Genomic DNA, 23,132 nt, shown 5'->3' on the forward strand with positions numbered 1-23,132 from the left:
GCGGGGCAGCGTGCATGCGGGGCAGCGTGCGGGCGAGTCGGCGAGTCGGCGAGACAGCGGGAGGCGCGGGTGCGGTTCGAGCCGGGACGACTGATCGTGCACCGGAACGTGCGGCGGGGCCGGATCGGCTGGGTCCGCCCGGCCCGGGTGGTCAGCGACGACGAGCGCGGCCTGCTGCTCTGGATCGCCCGGGACTCCCCGGTGGCCAGCGAGGTCAGCGCCGACGGCCGGGGCATGCGGACGATGCCGTTCGCCGAGTGGGTGACCTCCCCGTCTTACGGGCTGGCGGTGAGCCGCTGGAACGGCCCGCCGTTGCTGAAGTTCCTGCCCGCCGGGGCCGCCCATTCGGTGTGGTGGTTCTCCGACGAAGAGGGATGTTTCGCCAACTGGTACGTGAACCTGGAGGAACCGGGCGTCCGCTGGGACGACGGTCACCTCGCCGGGGTGGACATGGTCGACCAGGACCTCGACGTGGTCGTGCGATCGGACCTGAGCTGGCAGTGGAAGGACGAGGAGGAGTTCGCCGAGCGGCTCGCCCTGCCCGAGCACTACTGGGTGGCCGACGAGGCGGCGGTCCGCGCCGAGGGGCGGCGGGTGATCGCGCTCGCCGAGGCGGGACGGTTCCCCTTCGACGGCACCTGGTGCGACTTCACCCCGCCGGCGGAGTGGGTCGCCCCGTCGGCCCTGCCGCCGGGCTGGGACCGCAAGCCCGTCCGCTGAGCCGACACGTGTCAGCCGCCGGGCCGACGCGTACGGGCCGCCGAGGCGACCCGGTGCGAGGGATCGGCCTGGAATCTGGCACAATGGCTGGCTGGTATCCGGCGCGTGTCCGGCGCCCTCTAACCCGGGCATGCCGCCAGTCCACCCGAGCAGTCCCCGGCCCATCCCCACTGTGCCGGTCGGCTCTCACCCCGCCGCACCGCCCGTTCGGGCCGGTGAGAATCGCAACAGGAGCGAAAACACTGTGGCCGTAAAGATCCGGCTCCTGCGGATGGGCAAGATCCGCAACCCGCAGTACCGCATCGTCGTCGCCGACTCCCGCACCAAGCGGGACGGTCGCGCGATCGAGTTCGTCGGGATCTACCAGCCGAAGGAAGACCCTTCGGTGATCGAGGTCAAGTCGGAGCGGGTCCAGTACTGGCTGTCCGTCGGCGCCCAGCCGAGCGAGGCGGTGCAGCGTCTGCTGGAGCTGACCGGCGACTGGCAGAAGTTCAAGGGCCTGCCGGCCCCGCCGCCGCTGAAGGTCGCCGCGGAGCGGGTCAACCGCCAGGAGGCGTACGAGGCCGAGGCGAAGGCCGCGGCCGGTCTGACCGACGCCCCGGCCAAGCCGGCGAAGAAGGCCGAGAAGGCCGAGGCGGCGAAGACCGAGGAGCCGGCCGGTGCGAACTCCGGTGAGCAGGCCTGACGTGGCCATCCGTCCGGCCCTGGAGCACCTGGTCAAGGGGATCGTCGACCACCCGGACGACGTGCGCGTCCGGCTGGTGGACTCCCGTCGGGGCAAGCGGCTGGAAGTCCGCGTGCACCCGGAGGACCTCGGCACGGTGATCGGGCGGTCCGGCCGGACCGCCAAGGCGCTGCGCCAGGTGATCGGCTCCATCGGCGGGCGCGGGGTACGCGTCGACATCGTCGACTCGTACTGATGCTCCTCGTCGTCGGCAGGATCGGTAAGCCGCACGGTGTCCGCGGTGAGGTCACCGTGGAGGTGCGGACCGACGAACCTGAAACGCGGTTCGCCCCCGGCTCGGTGTTGACCACCGAGCCGGGGGCGAGGCCCGCGAACCCGGCGCCCGGTCCGGGCGTGCCGTACCAGGTGCCCGACCGGTTGACCGTCGAGTCCGCCCGTTGGCACCAGGGACGCCTGCTGGTCGTGTTCGAGGGCGTGCTCGACCGGGACGTCGCCGAGGCGCTGCGGAACACGCTGCTCGCGGTGGACAGCGCCGGCATCGCGCCGCCGGAGGACCCGGAGGAGTTCCACGACCACCAGCTCGTCGGGCTGGCCGTGGTCACCCCGACCGGCGAGCACCTGGGCGAGGTGGCCCGCGTCGAGCACGCGCCCGCCTCCGAGCTGCTGGTCGTGCGGCGTCCCGAGGGACGTACCGCGCTGATCCCGTTCGTCCGGGCGATCGTGCCGGAGGTCGACCTGGCCGGCGGTCGCGTCGTCGTCGACCCGCCGGGCGGGCTGCTCGACCTGTGACGCCGGCACCACCCGTGACACCCGCAGGAGCGACCCCCGCCATGCGCGTCGACGTTGTGTCGATCTTCCCGGAGTACCTCACCCCGCTCGACCTGTCGCTGATCGGCCGGGCCCGGGCGCGGGGGGTGCTCCGGCTGGCCGTACACGACCTGCGGACCTGGACCCACGACGTGCACCGCACGGTCGACGACACGCCCTACGGCGGCGGGCCGGGCATGGTGATGCGGCCGGAGCCGTGGGGCGAGGCGCTCGACGCGCTCGCCCCGGCCGACGCCCCGCCGCCCCGGCTGCTGGTCCCCAGCCCGGCCGGGGCACGGTTCACCCAGGCCATGGCGCACGAGCTGGCCGCCGAGGAGCACCTCATCTTCGCCTGCGGCCGGTACGAGGGCATCGACCAGCGGGTGCTGGACCACGCCGCCACCCGGATGCCGGTGACCGAGGTCTCCCTCGGTGACTACGTGCTCTTCGGCGGCGAGGTGGCGGTGCTGGTGGTCCTGGAGGCGGTCACCCGGCTGCTGCCCGGGGTGCTCGGCAACGCCGGCTCCCTGGACGAGGAGTCGCACGCCCACGGGTTGCTGGAGGCGCCCGTCTACACCAAGCCGCCGAGTTGGCGCGGCCACGAGGTGCCGGAGATCCTCCGCTCCGGTGACCACGGCCGGATCGCCCGCTGGCGGCGGGACGAGGCGCTGCGCCGGACCGCGCGACGCCGACCGGACATGCTCGCCGCCCTCGGCCCCGAGCTGGACCGGAAGGACCGGGCGGCGCTCGACCGGGCCGGGTTCCCGGCACCGGAAGGGGATATGGCAGAGTAGGGGGGTTGCCGTATTCGCTCACACCGTGGGCGGCTACGAGGATCCCCGACCGGGGTCGTCTCCACCGGCCACCACCCGAGGATCAGAATCACCCGTTCGCGTGCCGACCACCGGCGCGCCGTGAGCCTTACGAGGTTGCAGCGATGAACATCCTGGACGCCCTTGACGCCCAGTCGAAGCGGACCGACCTCCCCGACTTCCGCGCCGGTGACACCGTCAAGGTGCACGCGCGGGTCGTCGAGGGTAACCGGTCCCGTGTGCAGATCTTCCAGGGCGTGGTCATCCGCCGCCAGGGTGACGGCCTGCGGGAGACCTTCTCCGTCCGGAAGATCAGCTTCGGCGTCGGCGTCGAGCGGACCTACCCGGTCAACAGCCCGGCGATCGACCGTATCGAGGTCGTGACCCGTGGTGACGTCCGCCGGGCCAAGCTCTACTACCTGCGCGAGCTGCGGGGCAAGAAGGCCAAGATCAAGGAGAAGCGCGAGAAGCAGCCCAGCTGATCTCGCCGCCACACCGGCCGGCACGCCGGAGCCCCTCCGACCCGGGCACACTACTCTGGTCGGGCGGGCGCAGCAGTGCCGACGGATCGTCCACCGCCCGTGGAGCCTCGACGAGGCTCGGCGGGCGGTAGTCGTTTGTGCTGATGCGGGGAGTGGGCGTGGTGCAGTCGGTGGACGAGGACGGCGCGGTCGACCCGTGGCGGCGGCGGCCCCGCCGCCAGATGCCGCTCTGGCAGGAGTTGCCGCTGCTGCTGGTCGTCGCCTTCTGCCTCGCCGTGCTGATCCGGACGTTCCTGCTCCAGGCGTTCTTCATCCCGTCCGGCTCGATGGAGGACACCCTGCTGGTCGGGGACCGGGTGCTGGTCAACAAGGTCGTCTACGACGTCCGTGACCCGGCCCGGGGCGAGGTGGTGGTGTTCCGGGGCACCGACCGGTGGGCGCCGCAGGTGGACGGGGTGCCGGAGCCGGGGTTCCTGGCAAAGCTCGGGCAGACCCTCGGCGACCTGGTCGGGGTGAGTCGCCCGGGCGAGAAGGACTTCATCAAGCGGGTGATCGGGATCCCCGGGGACCGGGTCGCCTGCTGCGACGCGCAGGGCCGGGTGACCGTGAACGGCGTGGCGCTCGACGAGCCGTACGTGTTGCGCGACTCGCCGCTGGACCTGCCCCCCAACCCCCGGGAGTGCCGGTCCCGCCGGTTCGACGAGGTGGTCGTCCCACCCGGGCAGATCTTCGTGCTGGGCGACCACCGGCTCGTCTCGCAGGACGCCCGCTGCCAGGGGCCGGTGCCGATCGACAACGTGGTGGGCCGGGCGTTCCTGGTCGTCTGGCCGTCCTCCCGCTGGTCGTCGCTGCCGGTGCCGGAGACGTTCGCCGAGGTCGACGCCGTGGTCGCCGCGCCCGCGCCGGCCGGACCGGATCCGGTCGGCCAGGTGCTGCCGTTCGCGCCGCTGGTCGGCGTGGGCGGGCTTGTCGCGCGTTCCGGTCGATCGATGCGCGTCGGGCGACGTAGGCTCCACTCGTGATAGACGAGCAGACCGACAAGCCCCGCAGTTCCTTCTGGAAGGAGCTGCCGGTCCTCCTGGGTGTGGCGATCCTGGTCGCGGTGCTGGTCCGCGCCTTCGTGTTGCAGACCTTCTTCATCCCCTCGCCGTCGATGGAGAACACTCTCCAGATCGACGACCGGGTGCTGGTCAACAAGCTGGTCTACGACTTCCGCTCCCCGGAACGCGGCGAGGTGATCGTCTTCAAGGCGCCGACCGAGTGGAGCGGCAACCCGGACGGCGAGGACTACATCAAGCGGGTCATCGGCGTCGGGGGCGACCGCGTGGTCTGCTGCGACGACCAGGACCGACTGATGATCAACGGCAGGTCGCTGGACGAGCCGTACGTCTACTCCGTCGACGGTCGGCGGGACAAGCCCGCGGACCAGGACTTCGACGTCACCATCCCGAAGGGGCGGCTCTGGGTGATGGGCGACCACCGGTCGGCCTCCGGCGACTCGCTGGAGCACTGGGAGCGGCTCCAGGACATCGACCTGGCGACCATCCCCGTCGACGACGTGGTGGGGCGGGCCTTCACCGTCTTCTGGCCGGTGAGCCGGGCCACCTGGCTCTCCGTGCCGAGCAGTTTCGAGGGCATCCCGAATCCCTGACGCCGGCCGGGCCGCCAGGACGGGGCCAGGGTGGTCGCAGGCGGAGCGGGGCCGGTCTGGCAGGCTGGAGAGGTGACTGCCCCCACCCCCCGGCGCGCGGCGCGCGTCCTGCTGCTCGACGCGGCCGGGCGGGTCCTGCTCTTCCGCGGGGTCGACCCGGCCCGCCCCGGGCACCGGTACTGGTTCACCCCGGGCGGCGGGCTGGACACCGGCGAGGAGAGCGCCGCCGGCGCGGCCCGGGAACTGGCCGAGGAGACCGGGCTCCGGCTGACCCCCGCCGAACTGGGCCAGCCGGTGTGGCGGGAGACGGTCGAGTACCCGTTCGACGGGGTGTGGTACCGCCAGGAGCAGGACTTCTTCCTGGTCCGGGTGCCCACCTGGGAGGTGGACACCACGGGGTTCGACGACATCGAACGGGCCACCGTCACCGGGCACCGCTGGTGGTCCCGGGACGAGCTGGCGGCCACCACCGAGCGGTACTACCCGGTGGACCTGCCGGCGTTGCTGACCCGGGTGCGGGGAGGTGGGACGGGGTGCTGACGCCGCCACGTACGGTCGTCCGCCGCGACGGCGGTCTCTACGCCCTCGAACGCGCGCTGCAACGCCGGGGCTTCCGGCACGTCGCGGGCGCGGACGAGGCCGGCCGAGGTGCCTGCGCCGGACCGCTGGTGGCCGCTGCGGCGGTGCTGCCCGAGGGCCGGCGGGGCGAGATCGACGGGCTCGCCGACTCCAAGCTGCTCACCCCGGCCAGCCGGGAGCGGGTGTACGAGGAGGTGGTCGCCCGGGCCCTGGCGTACGCGGTGGTGGTGATCCCGGCCGACGAGGTCGACGCCCGGGGCCTGCACGTGTGCAACCTGGCCGCCATGCGCCGGGCGCTCGCCTCGCTCACCACCCGGCCGGAGTACGTGCTGACCGACGGCTTCCCCGTCGACGGTCTGGACGTGCCGGGGCTGGCGGTCTGGAAGGGCGACCGGGTCGCGGCGTGCGTCGCGGCGGCGAGCGTGCTCGCCAAGGTCACCCGGGACCGGATGATGGTGGAGCTGGACGCGCGTCACCCGGGGTACGGGTTCGCCGACCACAAGGGGTACATCACCGCCGAGCACACCGCCGCGCTGCGGGAGCACGGGCCGTGCGCCGAGCACCGGTTCTCGTACGTCAACGTGGCGGCGGTGTCGGGCCGGGACGGGCGTCCGCCCCGCTCCCGGCGTCCGGTGACGGCCGGCGGCCACGAGCCGATGGAGCGTTCAGGGCGGTCAGGGGGTACCGTCGGCGTGGCGTTGGGCGAGCAGCCTCGACCGCCGGTGCCGGTGGGGGAAGATGTGGTCATGGAGGGCGGAGTGCGATGAGCGCGGAAGATCTCGAGAAGTACGAGACCGAGATGGAGCTTCAGCTCTACCGGGAGTACCGCGACATTGTCCGCCAGTTCTCCTACGTGGTGGAGACCGAGCGCCGGTTCTACCTGGCCAACCAGGTCGACCTGCACGTGCGCAACTCGGACGGCGAGGTCTACTTCGAGGTCGAGATGCACGACGCCTGGGTGTGGGACATGTACCGCCCTGCCCGGTTCGTCAAGAATGTCCGGGTGATGACGTTCAAGGACGTCAACGTCGAGGAGTTGGAGAAGCCGGACATCTCCCTCCCCGCCGACTCCGGCTTCGGCGGCTGAGGCCACCCGCCCGACCCGCAGGCTGATCCCCGACCACCGCCGTCGGCCGCCGTCCGGCCAGCGCTGACCGTGCCGTCGTCGCGTGGCGGGCCGGTCCGTCCGTTCCACAGTGGTCGCCGGGGCCGTCGCGCCGCCGGTCGGTCGTCGGGCCGTGCCGCCGGTCCGACGACGGATCCCGCCACCGGTCAGGTCACCGGACGAACTCGAACATGGTCACCCCGGCCGGCAGCGGGTGGGGCCGACCAGTGAGGCGGTGCGCCCCCACCGCGCTGGGAATCGCCGGCCCGGTGAGGGAGAGCAGCGTGAAGTCCTCCTCGGCGAACCAGTCGCAGATCGTCGGCACCAGGTCCGGCGCGCCCCGGTGCCGGGTCCAGACGACGGTGCCGCCGGTCGCGCAGAGCTGCCGGCAGTGCCGGACCACCGCTCGGACGTCGGCGTCGGTCATGTTGCCGAAGAGACCGCAGACCAGCACGATCTCGGCGGGCACGAGATCCGCCCAGACGTCGGTGCGCGCGGCGTCGCCCCGGACCACCTCGACCCGGGTGAGCCCGGCGGCCCGGACGGCCTCGGCGGCCAGATCGGCGTTGCGGGGGTCCAGTTCGACCAGCCGAGCCGTGACGTCGACGCCGCGCGGATGCTCCGCCAGTACGGGAATCAGGTCCCGGCCCTGCCCGGCGCAGAGGCTGACCGCACGCAGCCCTCCGGCGGGCGCCTGGTCGAGCGCCGCGCCGACCAGCCGCCGTACCTCGGCGAGCCGGTGCGAGAGCGGCGAGTCCGGGTCGTCGTAGTCGGCGTGCCAGGCGTACCAGTCGCTGTCCACCGGGCCAGCCTAGAGAGCCGGGACCGGTGCTGCTCGGGCGGCCGGCCATAGCAGATCGTCGGCAGGCGTGGGCGTTCGTCCACAGGGCGTCGCGCCGTCCACAGGTGACCACCCCGCCGGTGGCGTCGGCCGGCCGTGCCGGGCACGCTGCGGGCGTGACAGCCATGACGCGACGGAGACGCGTGCCGAACCGGGTCACGCTGGTGGCCCCGATGGCGGCGCTGGCGTTGACCGCTCTCCCGGCGACCGGACCGGCGGCCCATCCGGTCGGCTGGGCGTCGGCTCCCGTGAAACCCGTACCGCTGTCGGCGTCCGACCCGGCGCGGCCGACCGCCGGGCCGGTCTTCCGGTGGCCGCTGGACGCACCGTCCCCTCCGGTCCGCGACTTCGATCCACCGCCCCGGCCGTGGCTGCCCGGTCACCGGGGCGTCGACCTGGCCGCCCCGGCCGACGCCCGGGTCCGTTCGGCAGGTGCCGGGGTGGTGCTCTTCGCGGGCATGGTCGCCGGTCGACCGGTGGTCACCGTGGGACACGCCGAGGGACTGCGCACCACCTACGAGCCGGTGCGCCCGTCGGTGCGGGTCGGCGCCCGGGTCGCCGCCGGCACACCGTTGGGGGAACTGTCGCCGGGGCACGCCGGCTGCCCGGCACCGGCCTGCCTGCACTGGGGCCTGCGCCGGGGCGAGGAGTACCTCGACCCGCTCGCCCTGCTCGGGCCGGTCCCGGTGCGGCTGCTGCCCTCGCCGGTGCGCCCGACGGGTCGTGCTGCGGGTCGCCCGGCGGGTCGGACGGGTCGTGCTGCGGGTCGCCCGGCGGGTCGGACGGGTCGTGCTGCGGGTCGGACGGGTCGTGCTGCCGGGCGGACGGGTCAGCGCTGGGCGAGCAGGGGCGGCAGGCGCACCGCCAGGCGCTCGTACTCCTCGGCGCTGTTGTAGACCTGCCCGCAGAGGCGCAGCCAGCCGCGACCGTCCCACGCCGCCACGGCGACCTCGGTGGCGAGCCGGTCGGCGATCCGGTCCCGCAGGGCCTTCGCCCCCTCGAAGGTGGCGGCCGTCCCGGGCGGCAGTGGGACGAGTCGCATCGCCACCCCCGGTCCGCCGGGGTCCGGCAGGTGGGTCGGCGCCACGCCGAGGGCGTCCCCGACCACCCGCTGGCCGTACGCCGCGAGGGCGGCGTTGTGCTCACGCACCCGCTGCACGCCGAGGCCGCGCAGCGTGTAGAGCCCCACCGGGGCGGCGAGCCAGCCGGTGTAGTCCAGGGTCGCCTGCCACTCGACCCGCGCCGGGTAGCCGCTCTCCTGCTCCCAGGAGACCGTCAGGGGCTCGATCCGGCTCCGCCACGGCGGGCGTACCGCCAGCAGGGCGGTGCCGCGCGGAGCGTACCCCCACTTGTGGAGGTTGCCGACCCAGAAGTCGGCACCGATGCTCTCCACGCCGACCGGCAGCATGCCGGGCACGTGCGCGGCGTCGACCAGCACCGGCACCCCCTGCTCGCGGGCGACACCGACGATGGCCGCGACCGGGAACAGCCGGGCGGTGGCCGAGCTGATCTGGTCGACCACGAGCAACCGGGTCCGCCCCGGTCGCAGCCCGGTGCGGACGGTCTCCACGATCTCCTCGTCGGTGGCGCCGAGCGGCACCGGGAGGACCCGGGACGAGGCGCCCGTCCGCCCGCACTCCCGGTGCACCGAGAGGACGACGGCTCCGTAGCAGTGGTCGGTCGTCAGCACCTCGTCGCCGGGGCGCAGGCCGAGCGACTGGAGCGCCACGGCGACCCCGGTGGTGGTGTTGCCGACCAGCGCGCTGCCCTCCGGATCGGCACCGAGGAAACCGGCGAGGTGCCGTCGGGCGTGGGCGACCCGCTCGACCAGACCCCGGGAGAAGAAGCGGTGCGGATTCGCCTCCATCTCGTCCCGCAGCCGTTGCTGGGCCCGTTGCACCGGGAGCGGGACGGTGCCGAACGCGCCGTGGTTGAGGTGGCTGACCGCCGGATCGAGGGAGAACAGCAACCGGGCGCCGGGCAGCGGGGCGGGGGGCTGCGGGACGGTCACCCGGTGATCGTAGCCCGCCTCCGGTCCGGGTTTCGGGGTTCGTGGCAGGGGCGAGGCCGGCGCCGGTGCGGTCCCTCGACCGGACACCGCCTGGCCGCCGCGCCGCGCCCGCGCCCGGTGCCTGGTCGGCCGGTCAGGCGCGGGGGTGGGCCTGCCGGTATGCGGCCCGCAGGCGTTCCACCGACACGTGCGTGTAGATCTGCGTGCTCGCCAGCGAGGAGTGGCCGAGGATCTCCTGCACCGCCCGCAGGTCCGCGCCGCCCTCCAACAGGTGCGTGGCAGCCGAGTGGCGCAGGTCGTGCGGGCTGGTGTGGGGCAGCCCGGCGGCGTCGGCGTGGGCGGAGACGATCCGGCGGGCGGTGGTGGGGTGCAGCCGGCCGCCCCGCGCGCCGAGCAGCAGGGCGTTCCCGCAGCCCGGCCGGGCCAGGACCGGCCGCCCCCGCCGCAGCCACTCGTCGACGGCACGCTGGGCCGGGAGCCCGTACGGCACGGACCGTTCCCGGTTCCCCTTGCCGAGAACCCGGACCAGCCGCCGGCCGTGGTCGACGTCGCCGGTGTCCAACCCGCACGCCTCGCTGATCCGCACCCCGGTGGCATAGAGGAGTTCCAGCAGGGCCCGGTCACGCAGCAGCACGGCCTCGTCATCCTCGTCGGGCCGTCGCCCGACCGTCTCCGCCGGCTCGGGCGTCGAGGCGGCGGTGATCGACCGTTCCGGCGCGTGCACGGTCGCGTCCGGCTCGGGCGTCGGGACGGCGGTGACCGACCGTGCCGGCGCGCGCACGGTCGCGTCCGGTGGGGGCACGGTCGCGTCCGGCGCGGGCATGGACGCGTCCGGTGCGGCGCGGGAGGCGGCGGCCGGGTCCCGGCCGCTCCGGTGGTGACGGGCCGCGTCGAGCAGCGCGGCGGCCTGGTCGACCCGGAGCACCGTGGGCAGCTCCCGCCGGGCCCGGGGACTGGCCAACGTGGCCGCCACGTCGGTCGGCAGCAGCCCGGACCGGTGTGCCCAGGAGCTGAACGTCCGCGCCGACGCGGCGCGGCGGGCCAACGAGCTGCGGGCCGCCCCCATCGTCCGCTGCTTCGCCAGCCAGCTGCGCAGCACCGTCAGGTCCACGTCGGCGGGGACGCCACCGCCCATCCGGACGGTGTGGTCGAGCAACGAGACCAGGTCGGCGACGTACGCCCGCACGGTGTGCGGCGAGCGGTCGCGCACCTGGGACAGATGCCGGGCGAACTCGTCCACCACGTCGCGCAGCGGTGGGGGCAGCGCCTCGTGCAGGGCCCGGGTGCTGTCGTCGGCACGGCTCACCGTGGCCCCGCCGACCGGCGTGGGACGCCACCGCCACCGCCACCGCCGTCGGCGGTGGTGGTGGGCCGATCGGCGTGGAGCACGCGGGTGGGGCCGCTCCTCAGCGGGTGAGGCTTGCCTCGGCCGTCGACCACCCGGCCGCCGGGGAGCCGACGTGCGCACCACGCCGGGATGTGGTTGTCCCGCTGCACCGGTTCAGCTTACGGTCGAGGACAGGCGGGTGGCAGCGCGGCGGACCCGCCGGCCCCGACCGTCCGGTGTCGCCGACAGCGGCCTCCCCGGTCGTGGGGCCGTCCCGGCTCGCCGGTGACGTGGTCGTCGTGCCTGACGTCCGCTCGTCGAGGTGGGCCGGTCCGGTACGGGTCAGGCAGACGTCGACGGGCGGAGGCGGCCGGATGGGTTTGGATGTCGTGCTCTACCGGGTGGTCCGGTCCGCCGGTCCCGCCCGCCGTTGCTCCTACGTCCCGGTCGAGGTGGTGGACGACTCCGACGACGTGTTGCTGCGGCTGCTCACCCGGGCCCGCGGTGGCGGACGCACGCCGCTGCTGGACCGGTTCGATCCCGCCGGGGAACTCGTCGTGAGCGCCCCGGAGGCGCCCCGGCTCATGGCCGAGCTGCGCTGCCTCGCCGAGGTCGCCGCCTCCCCGGCGGAGATGACCCGGATCCGGAGTCTGGCGGCGCTCACCCGTCGGTGCATGCGGGGGCACGACGTGGAGATCCGGTTGGAGGGGGACTGACCCGCGACGCCGGCTCGGCTCCGGCCGTGGGCACCGGGCACCCGGACCCGCCCTCGGCGCCCGGCCCGGACCGCTGGTCGGCGACGGGCTGTTCCGCCCCGGTCCGGGGGACCGTCGGGCCGCGCCGTCGCGGCGGTATCGCATAACCGCCGTCGCGGCGCGCCACCAGGCCCATTTCCTCCAGCAGGGCGAGCTTGCGCAACGCCGTCCGGACGTCCAGCCCGGCCCGGGCGGCGAGAACGTCCGGGCCTACCACACCCCGCCGGGGCAACGACTCCCGCAGCAGCGCCGCCTCGTCGTCGAGCAGGTCGCCGGGACGGTGCGGGCCCCGGGCCGGGGGAGCGAGGTCGACACCGATCCGTCCGACCTCCTCCAGCACGTGCGGCACGCCGGTGACCAGCCGGGCCGACTCGTACTCGCGGAGCAGCTCGTGCGCCCCGACCGACATGGCCGAGGTGACCGGACCGGGCACCACCATCGCCGGACGGCCGACGGCGAGCGCCCGCCGCATGGTCTGCGTGGCCCCGCTGCGCGCCGACGCCTCCACCAGCACGCTGCCCAGGGTGGCCACGGCGATGACCCGGTTGCGGATCAGGAACCGGGGACGCAGCGGCTCGGCGCCCGGCATCCACTCGCTGACCAGCAGGCCGGTCTCGGCGATCCGGTCGAAGAGGGCGCTGTTGCCCATCGGGTACGGCCGGTCCACCCCGCAGGCGAGCACCGCCACCGTCACGCCTCCGGCGTTCAACGCCCCCCGGTGCGCGGCGGCGTCGATGCCGAACGCCCCTCCGGAGACCACCGTCCACTCCCGATCGGCGAGCCCGTACCCGAGTTCGGTGGCCACATGGACCCCGTACGAGGTGGCGGCCCGCGCGCCGACGACCGCCACCGACCGGTCCAGTGCCTCGCCGAGCGGCCAGCCGCCGCGCACCCAGAAGCACAGCGGCGGGGCCGTCTCGGTGTCCACCCAGCGGCTGGCACCGGGCAGCACCAGCCGGTTCAGGTCACCGACCCGGCCGGGCCACTCGGCGTCGGCCGGGGTGACCAGGCGGGCCCCCAGCCGCTCGGTACGGGCCAGGGCCTGCGCCGACACCGCCCGTGGATCGGCGGACCCGGCCCGGGCGGCCACGGCCCGACGTACTCGTTCCTCCGGGGCGCCCCCGTCGAGCAGCAGGTCGAGCGCGGCCACCGCACCGAGCTCGGTGACCAGGCGGTACACCGGCCAGTTGCCGGGCTCGGCGAGCCAGGTCAGCGCGATGCGGGCCAGCCGGTCGGCGTGGTCGTGGTCGGTCATGCCTCTTCTCCCGTCCGGAGGCTGATCGCCTCCCACACGTCGTCCCGGCCCGGACGGGCCCGGCCGTCCAGGTCCGCGATGCTCCACGCCATCCGGATGATCCGGTCGAAGCCCCGGGCGGAGAGCGATCCGGTGTCCAGCCGTCGGCGCAGCTCGGCGGTGTCCCCGGCGGGCAGCCGGAACGGCGGGCGGCGAAGCACCGGACCGGGCAGCTCCGCGTTGAGACGGTGACCGACCGCCGCCCACCGTTCGGCGGCCGCCGCACGGGCCGCCGCGACCCGGGCCGCCACCACCGCCGACGGCTCGGCCACCTCACCCGTCCCCATCAGCTGGGCGGCACGCAACGGCGGCACCGTCACCTGGACGTCGATCCGGTCCCGCAGCGGACCGGAGAGGCGGCCGAGGTAGCGACGGCGGGCCAGCGGGCTGCACTCGCAGGCGACGTCCCCCACCGGCCGGGCGCAGGGGCAGGGGTTGGCCGCCAGCACCAACTGGATCCGCGCCGGATACCCGGCGGCACCCCGGGCCCGGGCGAGCTGGACGTGTCCGTCCTCCAGGGGCTGCCGCAGGGCCTCCAGCGCGCCCCGGGTGAACTCCGGGGCCTCGTCGAGGAAGAGGACCCCTCGGTGGGCCAGCGAGACCGCGCCGGGCCGGGCCAGTCCCGGACCGCCCCCGACCAGAGCCGGCACGGTCGCGGTGTGGTGCGGGGCCTGGAACGGCGGCCGGCGCAGCAGCTCGCCGCCGGGTGGCAGCAGACCGGCGATCGAGTGCAGCGCGGTGACCTCCAGGGCGGCCTCGTCGTCCAGCGCCGGGAGAATCGACGGGAGCCGCTCGGCGAGCATGGTCTTGCCGGTACCGGGTGGCCCGAGCAGCGCCAGGTGGTGGCCACCGGCCGCGGTCACCTCCAACGCCCGGCGGGCGTATCCCTGCCCGGCCACGTCGGCGAGGTCCGGGCCGGCCGCGGTGGTGGTCGCGGCGGCGGGTGCCGGCTCGGCCAGCGGGGTGCCGTCCCGGACGAAGGCCACCAGCCGGTGCAGGCTGTCGGCCGCGCGGACCCGCATCCCGGGGACCACCGCGGCCTCGGCGGCGTTCTGCACCGGCACGATCGCCCGGGTCACGCCGGCACGGGCCGCGGCGGCGACCATCGGCAGGACGCCCCGGACCGGCCGCACCGCCCCGTCGAGCCCCAACTCGCCGAGGAGCACCACCCCCTCCAGAGGCAGCAGCGGGAGCTGGCCCGCGCTGCCGAGCAGGGCCGCCGCGATGGCCAGGTCGAAGGCCGAACCGAACTTCGGCAGTGTCGCCGGCAGCAGGTTGAGCGTGATGCGGCGGTTGGGCCAGGTCTCGCCGGAGTTGACGATCGCCGCCCGGACCCGGTCCCGGGCCTCGTGCAGCGCGGTGTCCGGCAGTCCACTGATCGCGAGGGCGGGCAGTCCCGGCGCGAGGTCGGCTTCCACCTCCACCAGGTGCCCGGTCATCCCGACCAGACCGACGCAGAGCACCCTGGCGTAGCTCACCGGCGGCCGCCCATCTCAGAACGCGCCCTTGAGGTGCTCGACGCGGGCGGCCCCGGCGGCGGACAGGCGGACCGACACCACGTCGAAGCGCAGGTCGTCCGCGCGGGTCCCGGTCTCGGTCAGCCACCGCACGGCGAGCCCCCGCAGCCGTCGGGCCTTCGTCGGGACGACGGCTTCGGCGGGACTGCCGAAGCTGCCGTCGCGGCGGGTCTTGACCTCGCAGAAGGCGAGGACGTCGCCGTCCCAGGCGATGATGTCGATCTCGCCCTCCGGACACCGCCAGTTGCGGGCGACCGGGCGCAGCCCCGCCCCGATCAGGTGTCGGACCGCGCACCGTTCGCCGTACGCGCCGACCGCCTGGCTTCGTCTCGTCATGCCGGCACCGTGCACCGGACCGGTCCGCTGCCGCAGCTCCGGACCGCCCACCTGTGGACGACGGAGGCGGTTGTGGACAACCGGACGATCATGCCCCGGCCGTGCTATGGCCGGCTGGCGGCGGCCCGGGTCGATAGCCCGTCGATCTGTACTCCGAGTAACGAAAAGGGTAGGTGAAGGTGATCTCGGAGCGGCGAATGGCGCGGGATGGTCCGTGTCACATACGGTGCCGGTCGTGGACGGACGACGGAGCTTTCCCGAAGATCAGGAGTCGCGGTGGCGCTCCGGTGACCGTGGCTACGGCGAGTCCGAGTGGCACGCCGGTGGCGATGATCGCTACCGGGGTGACGACTTCCGGACGCCTGAGCAGCGTGGTGACACCGGTGAGCGACGGTACGGCGACCTGACCGACCCCCCGACGAGCCGGTATGCCGAGCCCGGCCGATACCGCGAGGACGACCCACTGGGGGTGGAGCGTCCGGATGCGGAGGGTTACCGGGCGTCTCGGTCCCGACGCGCCGATTCCACCGCGAGTGGAGTCACCGGGAGTGACCTACGGGGTGAGCGTGCCTCCCGTCGTTCCCGCGAGCGGTCCGGGGACGAACTGGCCTTCCGGGAGGACGTCGACTCCTTCCGGGAGGAGATCGACTCCTTCCGTGACGACGTCGAGACGCCGGATCGGGTACGGGTTCCGGACCCCGTGCGGCAGTCCCCGTTCGGTGGCTACCCGGTCGTCGAACCGTCCCGCACGGGCGAGGTGGGTCGGGTCGCCGAGCCGGGCCGGACGGTCGACGCCGGCCGGAGCACGGACCCGGGTCGCAACGTCGAGGCGGGGCACGGTGCCGACCACGGCCGCGCGATCGACCTGGACCGTCGGGGCGCCGATCCCGACCGTGGCCTGGACGCCGGCCGTGGCGTCGACCTGGGCCGGGGCGGCGTCGATCTCGACCGTGGCCTGGACGCCGGCCGTGGCGTCGACCTGGACCGTGGCGTCGACCTCGGCCGTGGCGACGCCGGTCGGAGCGTCGACCTCGACCGTGCCGTCGAGACGGGCCCGGCCGTGGAGCCGCCCCATCCGCTGGAGATGCCGACCGGCCCGATGCCGCCGGTCATGCCCCGTGCCGACCTGCCGCCGCCGGGCGCGGATCCGCTGGGCTATCCCGGGATGGGCGCGCTCGGCCGCCCCGGTCCCGCCGTCGGGGACGGGGTCTACCGAACCCGCCGTCCGGCGCTCGCGGTCCTCATCGCCCTGGTGGTGCTGGTCTTCGAGGTTCCCGCCCTGCGGGTGCTGCTGCACGGGCTGACCGCCGATCCGGCGCCGGTCTCCCACGTCGTCGTGGGGATCTTCCTGGTCGGCGGTCTGCCGATCTTCGGTGCCGGTCTCTACGGGCTGCGTACCGGCGGGTTGGCGCTGGCCGAGGGGAGCCGTGGCTGGCTGCGCCCGCCCACCGCGTACCTGACCGTCGGGTTGGTGCTCTTCCTCGCGGCCGCGCTCGCCGCCCGCTGAGCATCCCCGTCGGCCCTCCACCGCACGCGCCCGCCGGACCCGCACGGTGCCGGCGGGCGCGCCCGTTCGTCGGCGTCGGCCGGGTGGTCACCCGGGCCTTCCTGTCGCCCCGGGTGAGTGGCCTCGGCCGGGTGCCCGGCCGGCGGCGTCCGTGCCCGGCCGGCACTGACCACGGCCCGTCCTGGTACACCCCGGGGGTAGGGGGCCGGGTGGGGGCGTACACTTGTCGACTGGCGACCGCCTCGCGCGGTCGACTTCGCGCGTCCTCTCCACGGTCTCCCCGTGGGGCGACGGTCCCCTGGTCCCGATGCCGATCGGGCCCACCATGACCGGCGACCAGGCGCCAGGACGCCCGGCCGCCGGCCGGGCGTGACAACCAGGGATCTTTCGAGGAGTACCCCACCATGGCCGTCGTGACCATGCGTCAGCTGCTGGAGAGCGGTGTCCACTTCGGGCACCAGACCCGGCGCTGGAACCCGAAGATGAAGCGCTTCATCATGACCGAGCGCAACGGCATCTACATCATCGACCTGCGCCAGACCCTCGACTACATCGAGAAGGCGTACGACTTCGTGCGCAACACGGTGGCCGAGGGCGGCAGCGTTCTCTTCGTCGGCACCAAGAAGCAGGCCCAGGAGGCCATCGCCGAGCAGGCGACCCGGGTCGGTCAGCCGTACGTCAACCACCGCTGGCTGGGTGGCATGCTGACCAACTTCCAGACGGTGTACAAGCGGCTCCAGCGGATGAAGGAGCTGGAGGCCCTCGGTGACCTCAGCGGCACCGCCGCCGGCTACACCAAGAAGGAGACCCTCCAGCTCTCCCGCGAGAAGATCAAGCTGACCCGCACCCTCGGTGGCCTGCGGGACATGCAGAAGCTCCCGGCCGCGATCTGGGTGGTCGACACCAAGAAGGAGCACATCGCGGTCGACGAGGCGCGGAAGCTGAACATCCCGGTCATCGCGGTCCTCGACACCAACTGCGACCCGGACGAGGTCGACTTCCCGATCCCGGGCAACGACGACGCGATCCGCTCGGCCGAGCTGCTGACCAAGGTCGTGGCCGCCGCCGTCGCCGACGGCCTGATCGCCCGTTCCGGCCGGCGTCGGGGCGCCGACGAGAAGCCCGAGGCGGGCACCGTCGGCGCCGACGAGCCGCTGCCCGAGTGGGAGCGTGAGCTGCTCGAGGAGCCGAAGAAGGCCGACGAGGAGCAGCCGGCGGCCACTGCCGCTGAGCAGCCGGCGGCCGCCGCCGCGGAGTGACCGCGCCGCCGCTCCCGCCCCGGCGGGCGGGAGCGGCGGACCCGCCGGCCGCGCCGGCTCCGCGCCGCGTCCGGTCCGCTCCCGGACGGCCGGCGCCCCAGACCATCCCACCGAGCCTCAACACCGAAGAGAGAGCCATGTCCAACTTCACCGCCGCGGACGTCAAGAAGCTCCGCGACCTCACCGGCGCCGGCATGATGGACTCCAAGAAGGCGCTGACCGAGGCCGAGGGCGACTTCGACAAGGCCATCGAGATCCTCCGTGTCAAGGGCGCCAAGGACGTCGGCAAGCGGGCCGGTCGGACCGCCGCCAACGGCCTGGTCGCGCACTCCGGCAAGGCGCTGCTGGAGCTCAACTGCGAGACCGACTTCGTCGCCAAGAACGACGCCTTCATCGCCCTGGCCCAGCAGCTCGTCGAGCACGGCGAGCGCAGCGACGCCGCTACCGCCGAGGAGCTGCTGGCCAGCACCATCGACGGCAAGAGCGTCGCCGACCTGGTCCAGGAGCAGTCCGCCAAGATCGGTGAGAAGCTGGTGCTGAACCGCTTCGCCAAGGTCGACGGCACCACCGCCGTCTACCTGCACCGCAAGAGCCAGGACCTGCCGCCGGCCGTCGGTGTCCTCGTCGAGTACACCGGCAAGACCGACGAGGCCGCCGACTCGGACGCCCGGGCCGTCGCCATGCAGATCGCCGCGATGCGGCCGAAGTACCTCAGCCGCGACGAGGTCCCGGCCGACGTGGTCGAGTCCGAGCGGCGCATCGCCGAGCAGACCGCCCGCGAGGAGAACAAGCCCGAGGCCGCGCTGCCGAAGATCGTCGAGGGTCGGGTGAACGCCTTCTTCAAGGACTACGTCCTGGTCGAGCAGGCGTCGGTCGCCGACAACAAGAAGACGGTCAAGCAGGTGCTGGCCGAGGCCGGCATCGAGGTGACCCGCTTCCTGCGGTTCGAGGTCGGCCAGGCCTGAGCCGGTCACCGGGCGCGGCCGCGCCCGGTGGGCAGGAACGTCGAGGAGGAGGTCGCAGGTGTACGTCACAGGCACCGCGGCCTCCTCGTCACATAGGGTCGACATCGGGCAGAGACGCAGGGACGCGGCGCGCGGAACGTGCGCGAGGGGAAGGGCGGTCGGATGACGCAGGTTGTGAGTGATCGGACCAGGGCGGCTGACGATCCGACGGCACCGCCACCCGGCCGGGCCCGGCGGGTCGTGCTCAAGCTCTCCGGTGAGGTCTTCGGCGGCGGCGCGATCGGCGTCGACCCGGACGTCGTACAGGCCATCGCCCGGCAGATAGCCACCGTGGTCCGCCGTGGTGTGCAGGTCTCCGTGGTGATCGGTGGCGGTAACTTCTTCCGGGGCGCGGAGTTGCAGAAGCGTGGCATGGACCGTGCCCGCGCCGACTACATGGGCATGCTGGGCACCGTGATGAACTGCCTGGCGTTGCAGGACTTCCTGGAGAAGGAGGGCATCGAGACGCGGGTGCAGACCGCGATCACGATGGCCCAGGTCGCCGAGCCGTACATTCCGTTGCGCGCGATCCGGCACCTGGAGAAGGGCCGGGTGGTCATCTTCGGCGCGGGTGCGGGCATGCCGTACTTCTCCACCGACACGGTGGCCGCCCAGCGGGCCCTGGAGATCCGCGCCGACGTGGTGCTGATGAGCAAGAACGGCGTGGACGGCGTCTACACCGCCGACCCGAACCTCGACCCCACCGCCAGCAAGATCGACTCGATCACCTTCTCCGAGGCGCTGCGCCGTAACCTCCGGGTGGCCGACGCCGCCGCGTTCAGCCTCTGCATGGAGAACGGTCTGCCGATGCTGGTCTTCGGCGCCCAGGGTGAGGACACCATCATCCGTGCGGTGGCCGGCGAACGGATCGGCACGCTGATCACCGCCTGACCGGCCATCGACACGACAGGCCCACAACGAACACGAGAAGGAGGCGAGGGGACAGGTGATCGACGACACCCTCCTCGAGGCCGAGGAGAAGATGGAGCGTGCGGTCGAGCACGCCAAGGAGGAGTTCGGCGCGATCCGCACCGGGCGGGCCACTCCGAACATGTTCTCCAAGGTCATCATCGACTACTACGGCACCCCCACGCCGCTGACCCAGATGGCCTCGGTCGCGGTCCCCGAGCCGCGGATGGCGATCATCAAGCCGTACGACAACTCGCAGCTCGGCGCGATGGAGAAGGCGATCCGGGACTCCGACCTGGGCGTCAACCCCAACAACGAGGGCAACCAGCTGCGCATCCTGCTCCCGCAGATGACCGAGGAGCGCCGGCGCGACATGATCAAGGTCGCCCGGCAGAAGGGTGAGGAAGCCAAGGTGGCGATCCGCAACGTGCGCCGCCGGGGCAAGGAGGAGCTGGACCGCATCGTCAAGGACGGTGAGGCCGGCGAGGACGACGGTCGCCGTGCCGAGAAGGAACTCGACGACCTCACCCAGCGGTACGTCGCCACCGTCGACGAGCTGGTCAAGCACAAGGAAACCGAGCTGCTCGAGGTCTGACCGGCGCCGGGACGGCCGCTGGCCCGTCCGCGCCACCCGGCACCGGTGTGTCGTCCGCCCCGGCGGCGGCGGACACCGGTGCCGTCGGCTGTCCGCCCCCGATGGCCGGCCGTACCCGGAGTGCCCGGCCCCGCCGGGTCGCACCCGGAGTACGGCAGGCCTCGTCTGTGGGAGTGCGCGGCCCGTAGGTGCAGTAGGCTCGGCTCGATTCGCCACTGCCGGAGCGTGAACAGTGGGGATCTCCCGGCCGTCGGGCGGGAGTACCGGACGGACAACAGTCGCGTGCAGGGGATGGTCTTGGTCTTGCGTCTTGTGGTGGAACTCGCGTCGCACCCGTTCGGTGCGTGATGTCCCACCTCGACTCCTACGGCAGCATCGAGCCCCGCGGCAGGGACCGCGCGGCCCGTCCCGCCCTCCCGTGGCCGGAGCACGACCTGGGGCCCGGTAGCCGGGTCCGGCAGGCGTACGCCGAACAGCCCGTCGTGACCTGGACCCCCGAGGAGTACGACGAGGCGCGGGCGGACGACCAGCCCACCCTCGTCCCCGGCCACCCGGACTTCGACCGGGCCTGGTCGAGCGGGCCGGCGCCGATCGACGGCCCCGACCCGTACCAGCCGGCCGGAGCGGCCGGACCCGACCCGTACCCGGGGCCGGAGGGCGACCCGTACGCGGAGCCGGCTGCCGGCCCAGGGCCGGAACCGGAGCCAGGGCCCGCGCCGGACCCGTCGGCGCACGGACCGGCGCACGACCCGTTCGGTCCCGCCGGGACGGCGGAGCCCGCGTCGGAGCGACCACCGGGCCGTTGGCGGGGCCGGCGACGCCCGGTCCGGGGCGGTGGCTCCGCCGCCGGACACGGCCGCTCCAGCCGCGCCGGCCGGAACCTGCCCGCCGCCATCGGCGTGGGGCTCGCGCTCGGCGCGCTGATCCTGGTGCCGCTTTTCACCGAGATCCTGGCGTTCCTGGTCGTGCTGGCCGCAGCGGTGGCGGTCGGCATGTGGGAGATGAGCCGCGCGGTGCGCCGCGCCGGCGCCCACCCACCGGTGGTCCCGCTGATCGCCGGTGGCGTGCTCACCGTCGGACTGGCCTGGTGGTCCGGTCCGGACGCGCTGGTGCTGGGACTGCTGGTCACCCTGGCGGCGACCCTGGTGTGGCGGCTCTCCGAGGGCAAGGCCGGTCTGGGCCGGGACATGACCGCGGCCACCCTGATCGCCGTCTACGTGCCGTTCCTCGCCGGGTTCGCCGCGCTGCTCGCCGCCGTCCCCGGGGACGGTCACCTCCGGGTGCTGGTCACCCTGGTCGCGGTGGTCCTCTCCGACACCGGTGGCTACGCCGCCGGCGCCAACTTCGGCAAGCGCAAGATGGCCCCCACGATCAGCCCGAGCAAGTCCTGGGAGGGCTTCTACGGCTCGGTCGGCACGGCGGCGCTCGGCAGCGCCCTGCTGATCTGGCTGTTGTTCGACGTGGCGCCCTGGTGGGGAGCCCTGTTCGGGGTGGCGGTGTCGATCGCGGCGGTCCTCGGCGACCTCGCCGAGTCGATGATCAAGCGTGATCTCGGCATCAAGGACATGAGCAACCTGCTCCCCGGTCACGGGGGCCTGATGGACCGGCTCGACTCGATCCTCTTCGCCGTCCCCACGGCGTACCTGCTGCTCGCGGTCTTCGCGCCGGTGGTGAGCTGAGGCATGGATCACGGCGGGTTGCCGTCCTGGTCAGGGGTTCCGGCGGTGGCCGGACAGCGGCGGACGGGCCGGGGGCGGCGCGGGCGTGGGAGACTGGACAGGCCATGACGAGCCTGCCCATGATCCCGGTCGATCCGGACGCCGCCGCTGCCCGACGGGCCTCGATGCCCCCACGTCACCTCGCCGACCTCGACCTCGAGGGTCGGAAGGCCCTCGTCGCCGAGCTGGGGGAGCCGGCTTTCCGGGCGCGGCAGATCTCCACCCACTACTTCGGGCGGCTGGTCCGGGACCCGGCGCGGATGACGGACCTGCCCGCGGCCACCCGGGAGCGGCTGGCCGACGACCTGCTGCCGAAACTGCTCACTCCGGTCCGTGAACTGGCCTGCGACGACGGGGCCACCCGCAAGGCGCTCTGGCGGCTGCACGACGGTTCCCTGGTCGAGAGCGTCCTGATGGGTTACCAGGACCGGGTCACGGTCTGCATCTCCAGCCAGGCCGGCTGCGGCATGGCCTGCCCGTTCTGCGCGACCGGCCAGGCCGGCCTCACCCGGAACCTCTCCACCGCGGAAATCGTCGACCAGGCCGTCTACCTCGCCGGGGTGGCCGCCTCCGGGGTGGTGTCCGGCTCACCGGCCCGGCTGTCGCACGTGGTGTTCATGGGCATGGGCGAGCCGCTGGCGAACTACTCCCGGGTGGTCGCGGCGATCCGCCGGCTGACCGCGCCGGCCCCCGAGGGCCTGGGGCTGTCGCAGCGGCACATCACCGTGTCCACGGTCGGCCTGGTGCCCGCCATCCGCCGTCTGGCCAGCGAAGACCTCTCGGTGACCCTTGCGCTCTCCCTGCACGCGCCCGATGATGAGCTTCGCGACGAGCTCGTGCCGGTCAACCAGCGCTGGAAGGTCGCCGAGGTGCTGGACGCCGCGTGGGACTACGCGGCCCGGACGGGGCGTCGGGTGTCGATCGAGTACGCGATGATCAGGGACGTCAACGACCAACCCTGGCGGGCGGATCTGCTCGGCCGGTTGCTGGCCGGCAGGTTGGCGCACGTGAACCTCATCCCGCTCAACCCGACCCCTGGCAGCCGGTGGGACGCCAGCCCCAAGCCGGTCGAGCGGGAGTTCGTCCGGAGGCTGCGCGACGCCGGGGTCTCCACCACCGTGCGTGACACGCGTGGGCGTGAGATCGACGGCGCGTGTGGGCAGTTGGCCGCAGCCGAGGGGGAGCAGGACGGGGCGACGGCGTGACGGGGCGTAGCGA

General features: G+C 73.8%; 25 protein-coding genes and 2 pseudogenes. 20 read left to right on the plus strand and 7 right to left on the minus strand.

Annotation, left to right across the window (positions count from 1 at the left end):
- Positions 1-69 precede the first annotated feature (69 nt).
- The 11 genes from QSK20_RS04330 (at position 70) to QSK20_RS04380 (ending at position 6,823) form a co-directional block, all read left to right on the plus strand.
- Positions 70-720: a ribonuclease FAU-1 family protein gene (locus QSK20_RS04330; RefSeq protein WP_285787253.1), complete on the plus strand. Its 651-nt coding sequence runs from the start codon at positions 70-72 to the stop codon at positions 718-720.
- Between the two features lie 244 nt (positions 721-964).
- Positions 965-1,405 (plus strand): 30S ribosomal protein S16, encoded by a 441-nt coding sequence (rpsP, locus tag QSK20_RS04335; protein WP_285787254.1) that lies wholly within the window; start codon positions 965-967, stop codon positions 1,403-1,405.
- Positions 1,380-1,640, plus strand: coding sequence for an RNA-binding protein (locus QSK20_RS04340; protein WP_172900246.1), 261 nt, complete (start codon positions 1,380-1,382; stop codon positions 1,638-1,640). The genes rpsP and QSK20_RS04340 overlap by 26 nt, the downstream gene beginning before the upstream one ends.
- A complete protein-coding gene (rimM, locus tag QSK20_RS04345) occupies positions 1,640-2,194 on the plus strand; it encodes a ribosome maturation factor RimM (protein WP_285787255.1) in 555 nt (184 codons plus the stop codon). The genes QSK20_RS04340 and rimM overlap by 1 nt, the downstream gene beginning before the upstream one ends.
- Positions 2,195-2,235: 41 nt before the next feature.
- Positions 2,236-3,006 (plus strand): tRNA (guanosine(37)-N1)-methyltransferase TrmD, encoded by a 771-nt coding sequence (trmD, locus tag QSK20_RS04350; RefSeq protein ID WP_285787256.1) that lies wholly within the window; start codon positions 2,236-2,238, stop codon positions 3,004-3,006.
- 143 nt (positions 3,007-3,149) lie between these two features.
- Positions 3,150-3,506: a 50S ribosomal protein L19 gene (gene rplS, locus QSK20_RS04355; RefSeq protein ID WP_088980190.1), complete on the plus strand. Its 357-nt coding sequence runs from the start codon at positions 3,150-3,152 to the stop codon at positions 3,504-3,506.
- Positions 3,507-3,664: 158 nt separating this feature from the next.
- Positions 3,665-4,528 carry a signal peptidase I gene (lepB, locus tag QSK20_RS04360; RefSeq protein WP_285787257.1) on the plus strand — a complete coding sequence of 288 codons (864 nt, stop codon included), beginning with the start codon at positions 3,665-3,667 and terminating at the stop codon, positions 4,526-4,528.
- Positions 4,525-5,157, plus strand: coding sequence for a signal peptidase I (gene lepB, locus QSK20_RS04365; RefSeq protein ID WP_285787258.1), 633 nt, complete (start codon positions 4,525-4,527; stop codon positions 5,155-5,157). Before lepB (QSK20_RS04360) ends, lepB (QSK20_RS04365) begins: the two co-directional genes overlap by 4 nt.
- 72 nt (positions 5,158-5,229) lie before the next feature.
- A complete protein-coding gene (locus QSK20_RS04370; RefSeq protein ID WP_285787259.1) occupies positions 5,230-5,697 on the plus strand; it encodes an NUDIX hydrolase in 468 nt (155 codons plus the stop codon).
- Positions 5,691-6,503: a ribonuclease HII gene (locus tag QSK20_RS04375; RefSeq protein ID WP_285787260.1), complete on the plus strand. Its 813-nt coding sequence runs from the start codon at positions 5,691-5,693 to the stop codon at positions 6,501-6,503. The genes QSK20_RS04370 and QSK20_RS04375 overlap by 7 nt, the downstream gene beginning before the upstream one ends.
- The gene (locus QSK20_RS04380) at positions 6,500-6,823 is read left to right on the plus strand and encodes a DUF2469 domain-containing protein (RefSeq protein WP_007075222.1); all 324 of its coding nucleotides are present in this window, start codon (positions 6,500-6,502) and stop codon (positions 6,821-6,823) included. Before QSK20_RS04375 ends, QSK20_RS04380 begins: the two co-directional genes overlap by 4 nt.
- 190 nt (positions 6,824-7,013) lie before the next feature.
- Here the strand turns inward: QSK20_RS04380 and QSK20_RS04385 are convergent, their stop codons facing one another.
- Positions 7,014-7,643 (minus strand): methyltransferase domain-containing protein, encoded by a 630-nt coding sequence (locus QSK20_RS04385; RefSeq protein ID WP_285787261.1) that lies wholly within the window; start codon positions 7,641-7,643, stop codon positions 7,014-7,016.
- A gap of 164 nt (positions 7,644-7,807) precedes the next feature.
- Between QSK20_RS04385 and QSK20_RS04390 the strand changes: the two are divergent.
- Positions 7,808-8,383 (plus strand): annotated as a pseudogene (locus tag QSK20_RS04390) (M23 family metallopeptidase); the annotation flags it as partial.
- A gap of 128 nt (positions 8,384-8,511) precedes the next feature.
- Here the strand turns inward: QSK20_RS04390 and QSK20_RS04395 are convergent.
- The 3 genes and pseudogenes from QSK20_RS04395 to QSK20_RS32220 form a co-directional block, all read right to left on the minus strand.
- Positions 8,512-9,693 (minus strand): aminotransferase class V-fold PLP-dependent enzyme, encoded by a 1,182-nt coding sequence (locus tag QSK20_RS04395; RefSeq protein ID WP_285787262.1) that lies wholly within the window; start codon positions 9,691-9,693, stop codon positions 8,512-8,514.
- Positions 9,694-9,826: 133 nt separating this feature from the next.
- Positions 9,827-10,759: a tyrosine-type recombinase/integrase gene (locus QSK20_RS04400; protein ID WP_502888856.1), complete on the minus strand. Its 933-nt coding sequence runs from the start codon at positions 10,757-10,759 to the stop codon at positions 9,827-9,829.
- A pseudogene (locus QSK20_RS32220) lies at positions 10,745-11,164 on the minus strand (site-specific integrase); the annotation flags it as partial. The gene QSK20_RS04400 and the pseudogene QSK20_RS32220, both read right to left, overlap by 15 nt.
- A 230-nt stretch (positions 11,165-11,394) precedes the next feature.
- Between QSK20_RS32220 and QSK20_RS04405 the strand changes: the two are divergent.
- Positions 11,395-11,736, plus strand: coding sequence for a hypothetical protein (locus QSK20_RS04405; RefSeq protein WP_285787264.1), 342 nt, complete (start codon positions 11,395-11,397; stop codon positions 11,734-11,736).
- Here QSK20_RS04405 and QSK20_RS04410 read toward each other — a convergent pair.
- Genes QSK20_RS04410 through QSK20_RS04420 form a run of 3 tightly spaced genes read right to left on the minus strand, consistent with a single transcriptional unit; the run spans position 11,681 to position 14,922 of the window.
- On the minus strand, positions 11,681-13,030 hold the full coding sequence (locus QSK20_RS04410) for a DNA-processing protein DprA (protein WP_502888840.1): 1,350 nt from the start codon (positions 13,028-13,030) through the stop codon (positions 11,681-11,683). The genes QSK20_RS04405 and QSK20_RS04410 overlap by 56 nt on opposite strands.
- The gene (locus QSK20_RS04415; RefSeq protein WP_285787265.1) at positions 13,027-14,547 is read right to left on the minus strand and encodes a YifB family Mg chelatase-like AAA ATPase; all 1,521 of its coding nucleotides are present in this window, start codon (positions 14,545-14,547) and stop codon (positions 13,027-13,029) included. Before QSK20_RS04415 ends, QSK20_RS04410 begins: the two co-directional genes overlap by 4 nt.
- A 15-nt stretch (positions 14,548-14,562) precedes the next feature.
- Positions 14,563-14,922 carry a YraN family protein gene (locus QSK20_RS04420; protein ID WP_285787266.1) on the minus strand — a complete coding sequence of 120 codons (360 nt, stop codon included), beginning with the start codon at positions 14,920-14,922 and terminating at the stop codon, positions 14,563-14,565.
- Between the two features lie 235 nt (positions 14,923-15,157).
- Between QSK20_RS04420 and QSK20_RS32060 the strand changes: the two genes are divergently transcribed.
- The 7 genes from QSK20_RS32060 (at position 15,158) to rlmN (ending at position 23,119) form a co-directional block, all read left to right on the plus strand.
- On the plus strand, positions 15,158-16,429 hold the full coding sequence (locus QSK20_RS32060; protein WP_502888841.1) for a hypothetical protein: 1,272 nt from the start codon (positions 15,158-15,160) through the stop codon (positions 16,427-16,429).
- Positions 16,430-16,833: 404 nt separating this feature from the next.
- Positions 16,834-17,688, plus strand: a complete 855-nt coding sequence (rpsB, locus tag QSK20_RS04430) for a 30S ribosomal protein S2 (RefSeq protein ID WP_285787267.1) — start codon at positions 16,834-16,836, stop codon at positions 17,686-17,688.
- 137 nt (positions 17,689-17,825) lie between these two features.
- Entirely contained in the window at positions 17,826-18,653 is an 828-nt protein-coding gene (gene tsf, locus QSK20_RS04435) for a translation elongation factor Ts (protein ID WP_285787268.1), read from the plus strand.
- A 162-nt stretch (positions 18,654-18,815) separates the two neighbouring features.
- Complete coding sequence (gene pyrH / locus QSK20_RS04440; RefSeq protein WP_285787269.1) at positions 18,816-19,583, plus strand: UMP kinase; 768 nt, start codon at positions 18,816-18,818, stop codon at positions 19,581-19,583.
- Between the two features lie 55 nt (positions 19,584-19,638).
- Positions 19,639-20,196 carry a ribosome recycling factor gene (frr, locus tag QSK20_RS04445; protein ID WP_088980176.1) on the plus strand — a complete coding sequence of 186 codons (558 nt, stop codon included), beginning with the start codon at positions 19,639-19,641 and terminating at the stop codon, positions 20,194-20,196.
- 347 nt (positions 20,197-20,543) lie between these two features.
- Positions 20,544-21,875 carry a phosphatidate cytidylyltransferase gene (locus QSK20_RS04450; RefSeq protein ID WP_285787270.1) on the plus strand — a complete coding sequence of 444 codons (1,332 nt, stop codon included), beginning with the start codon at positions 20,544-20,546 and terminating at the stop codon, positions 21,873-21,875.
- Positions 21,876-21,979: 104 nt separating this feature from the next.
- A complete protein-coding gene (rlmN, locus tag QSK20_RS04455; RefSeq protein WP_285787271.1) occupies positions 21,980-23,119 on the plus strand; it encodes a dual-specificity RNA methyltransferase RlmN in 1,140 nt (379 codons plus the stop codon).
- The last annotated feature ends 13 nt before the right edge of the window (positions 23,120-23,132 follow it).

The organism is Micromonospora sp. NBRC 101691 (genome assembly GCF_030269285.1).
In the GTDB taxonomy this organism is placed as follows: domain Bacteria; phylum Actinomycetota; class Actinomycetes; order Mycobacteriales; family Micromonosporaceae; genus Micromonospora; species Micromonospora echinospora.

What these genes read in the sequence shown, in the direction of transcription:
- rimM (WP_285787255.1), top strand. Translation starts at nt 1,640, where the DNA reads ATGCTCCTCGTCGTCGGCAGGATCGGTAAGCCGCACGGTGTCCGCGGT.
- trmD (WP_285787256.1), top strand. Translation starts at nt 2,236, where the DNA reads ATGCGCGTCGACGTTGTGTCGATCTTCCCGGAGTACCTCACCCCGCTC.
- rplS (WP_088980190.1), top strand. Translation starts at nt 3,150, where the DNA reads ATGAACATCCTGGACGCCCTTGACGCCCAGTCGAAGCGGACCGACCTC.
- QSK20_RS04380 (WP_007075222.1), top strand. Translation starts at nt 6,500, where the DNA reads ATGAGCGCGGAAGATCTCGAGAAGTACGAGACCGAGATGGAGCTTCAG.
- QSK20_RS04400 (WP_502888856.1), bottom strand. Translation starts at nt 10,759, where the DNA reads ATGGGGGCGGCCCGCAGCTCGTTGGCCCGCCGCGCCGCGTCGGCGCGG.
- QSK20_RS04405 (WP_285787264.1), top strand. Translation starts at nt 11,395, where the DNA reads ATGGGTTTGGATGTCGTGCTCTACCGGGTGGTCCGGTCCGCCGGTCCC.
- QSK20_RS04410 (WP_502888840.1), bottom strand. Translation starts at nt 13,030, where the DNA reads ATGACCGACCACGACCACGCCGACCGGCTGGCCCGCATCGCGCTGACC.
- QSK20_RS04420 (WP_285787266.1), bottom strand. Translation starts at nt 14,922, where the DNA reads ATGACGAGACGAAGCCAGGCGGTCGGCGCGTACGGCGAACGGTGCGCG.
- rpsB (WP_285787267.1), top strand. Translation starts at nt 16,834, where the DNA reads ATGGCCGTCGTGACCATGCGTCAGCTGCTGGAGAGCGGTGTCCACTTC.
- tsf (WP_285787268.1), top strand. Translation starts at nt 17,826, where the DNA reads ATGTCCAACTTCACCGCCGCGGACGTCAAGAAGCTCCGCGACCTCACC.
- pyrH (WP_285787269.1), top strand. Translation starts at nt 18,816, where the DNA reads ATGACGCAGGTTGTGAGTGATCGGACCAGGGCGGCTGACGATCCGACG.
- QSK20_RS04450 (WP_285787270.1), top strand. Translation starts at nt 20,544, where the DNA reads ATGTCCCACCTCGACTCCTACGGCAGCATCGAGCCCCGCGGCAGGGAC.
- rlmN (WP_285787271.1), top strand. Translation starts at nt 21,980, where the DNA reads ATGACGAGCCTGCCCATGATCCCGGTCGATCCGGACGCCGCCGCTGCC.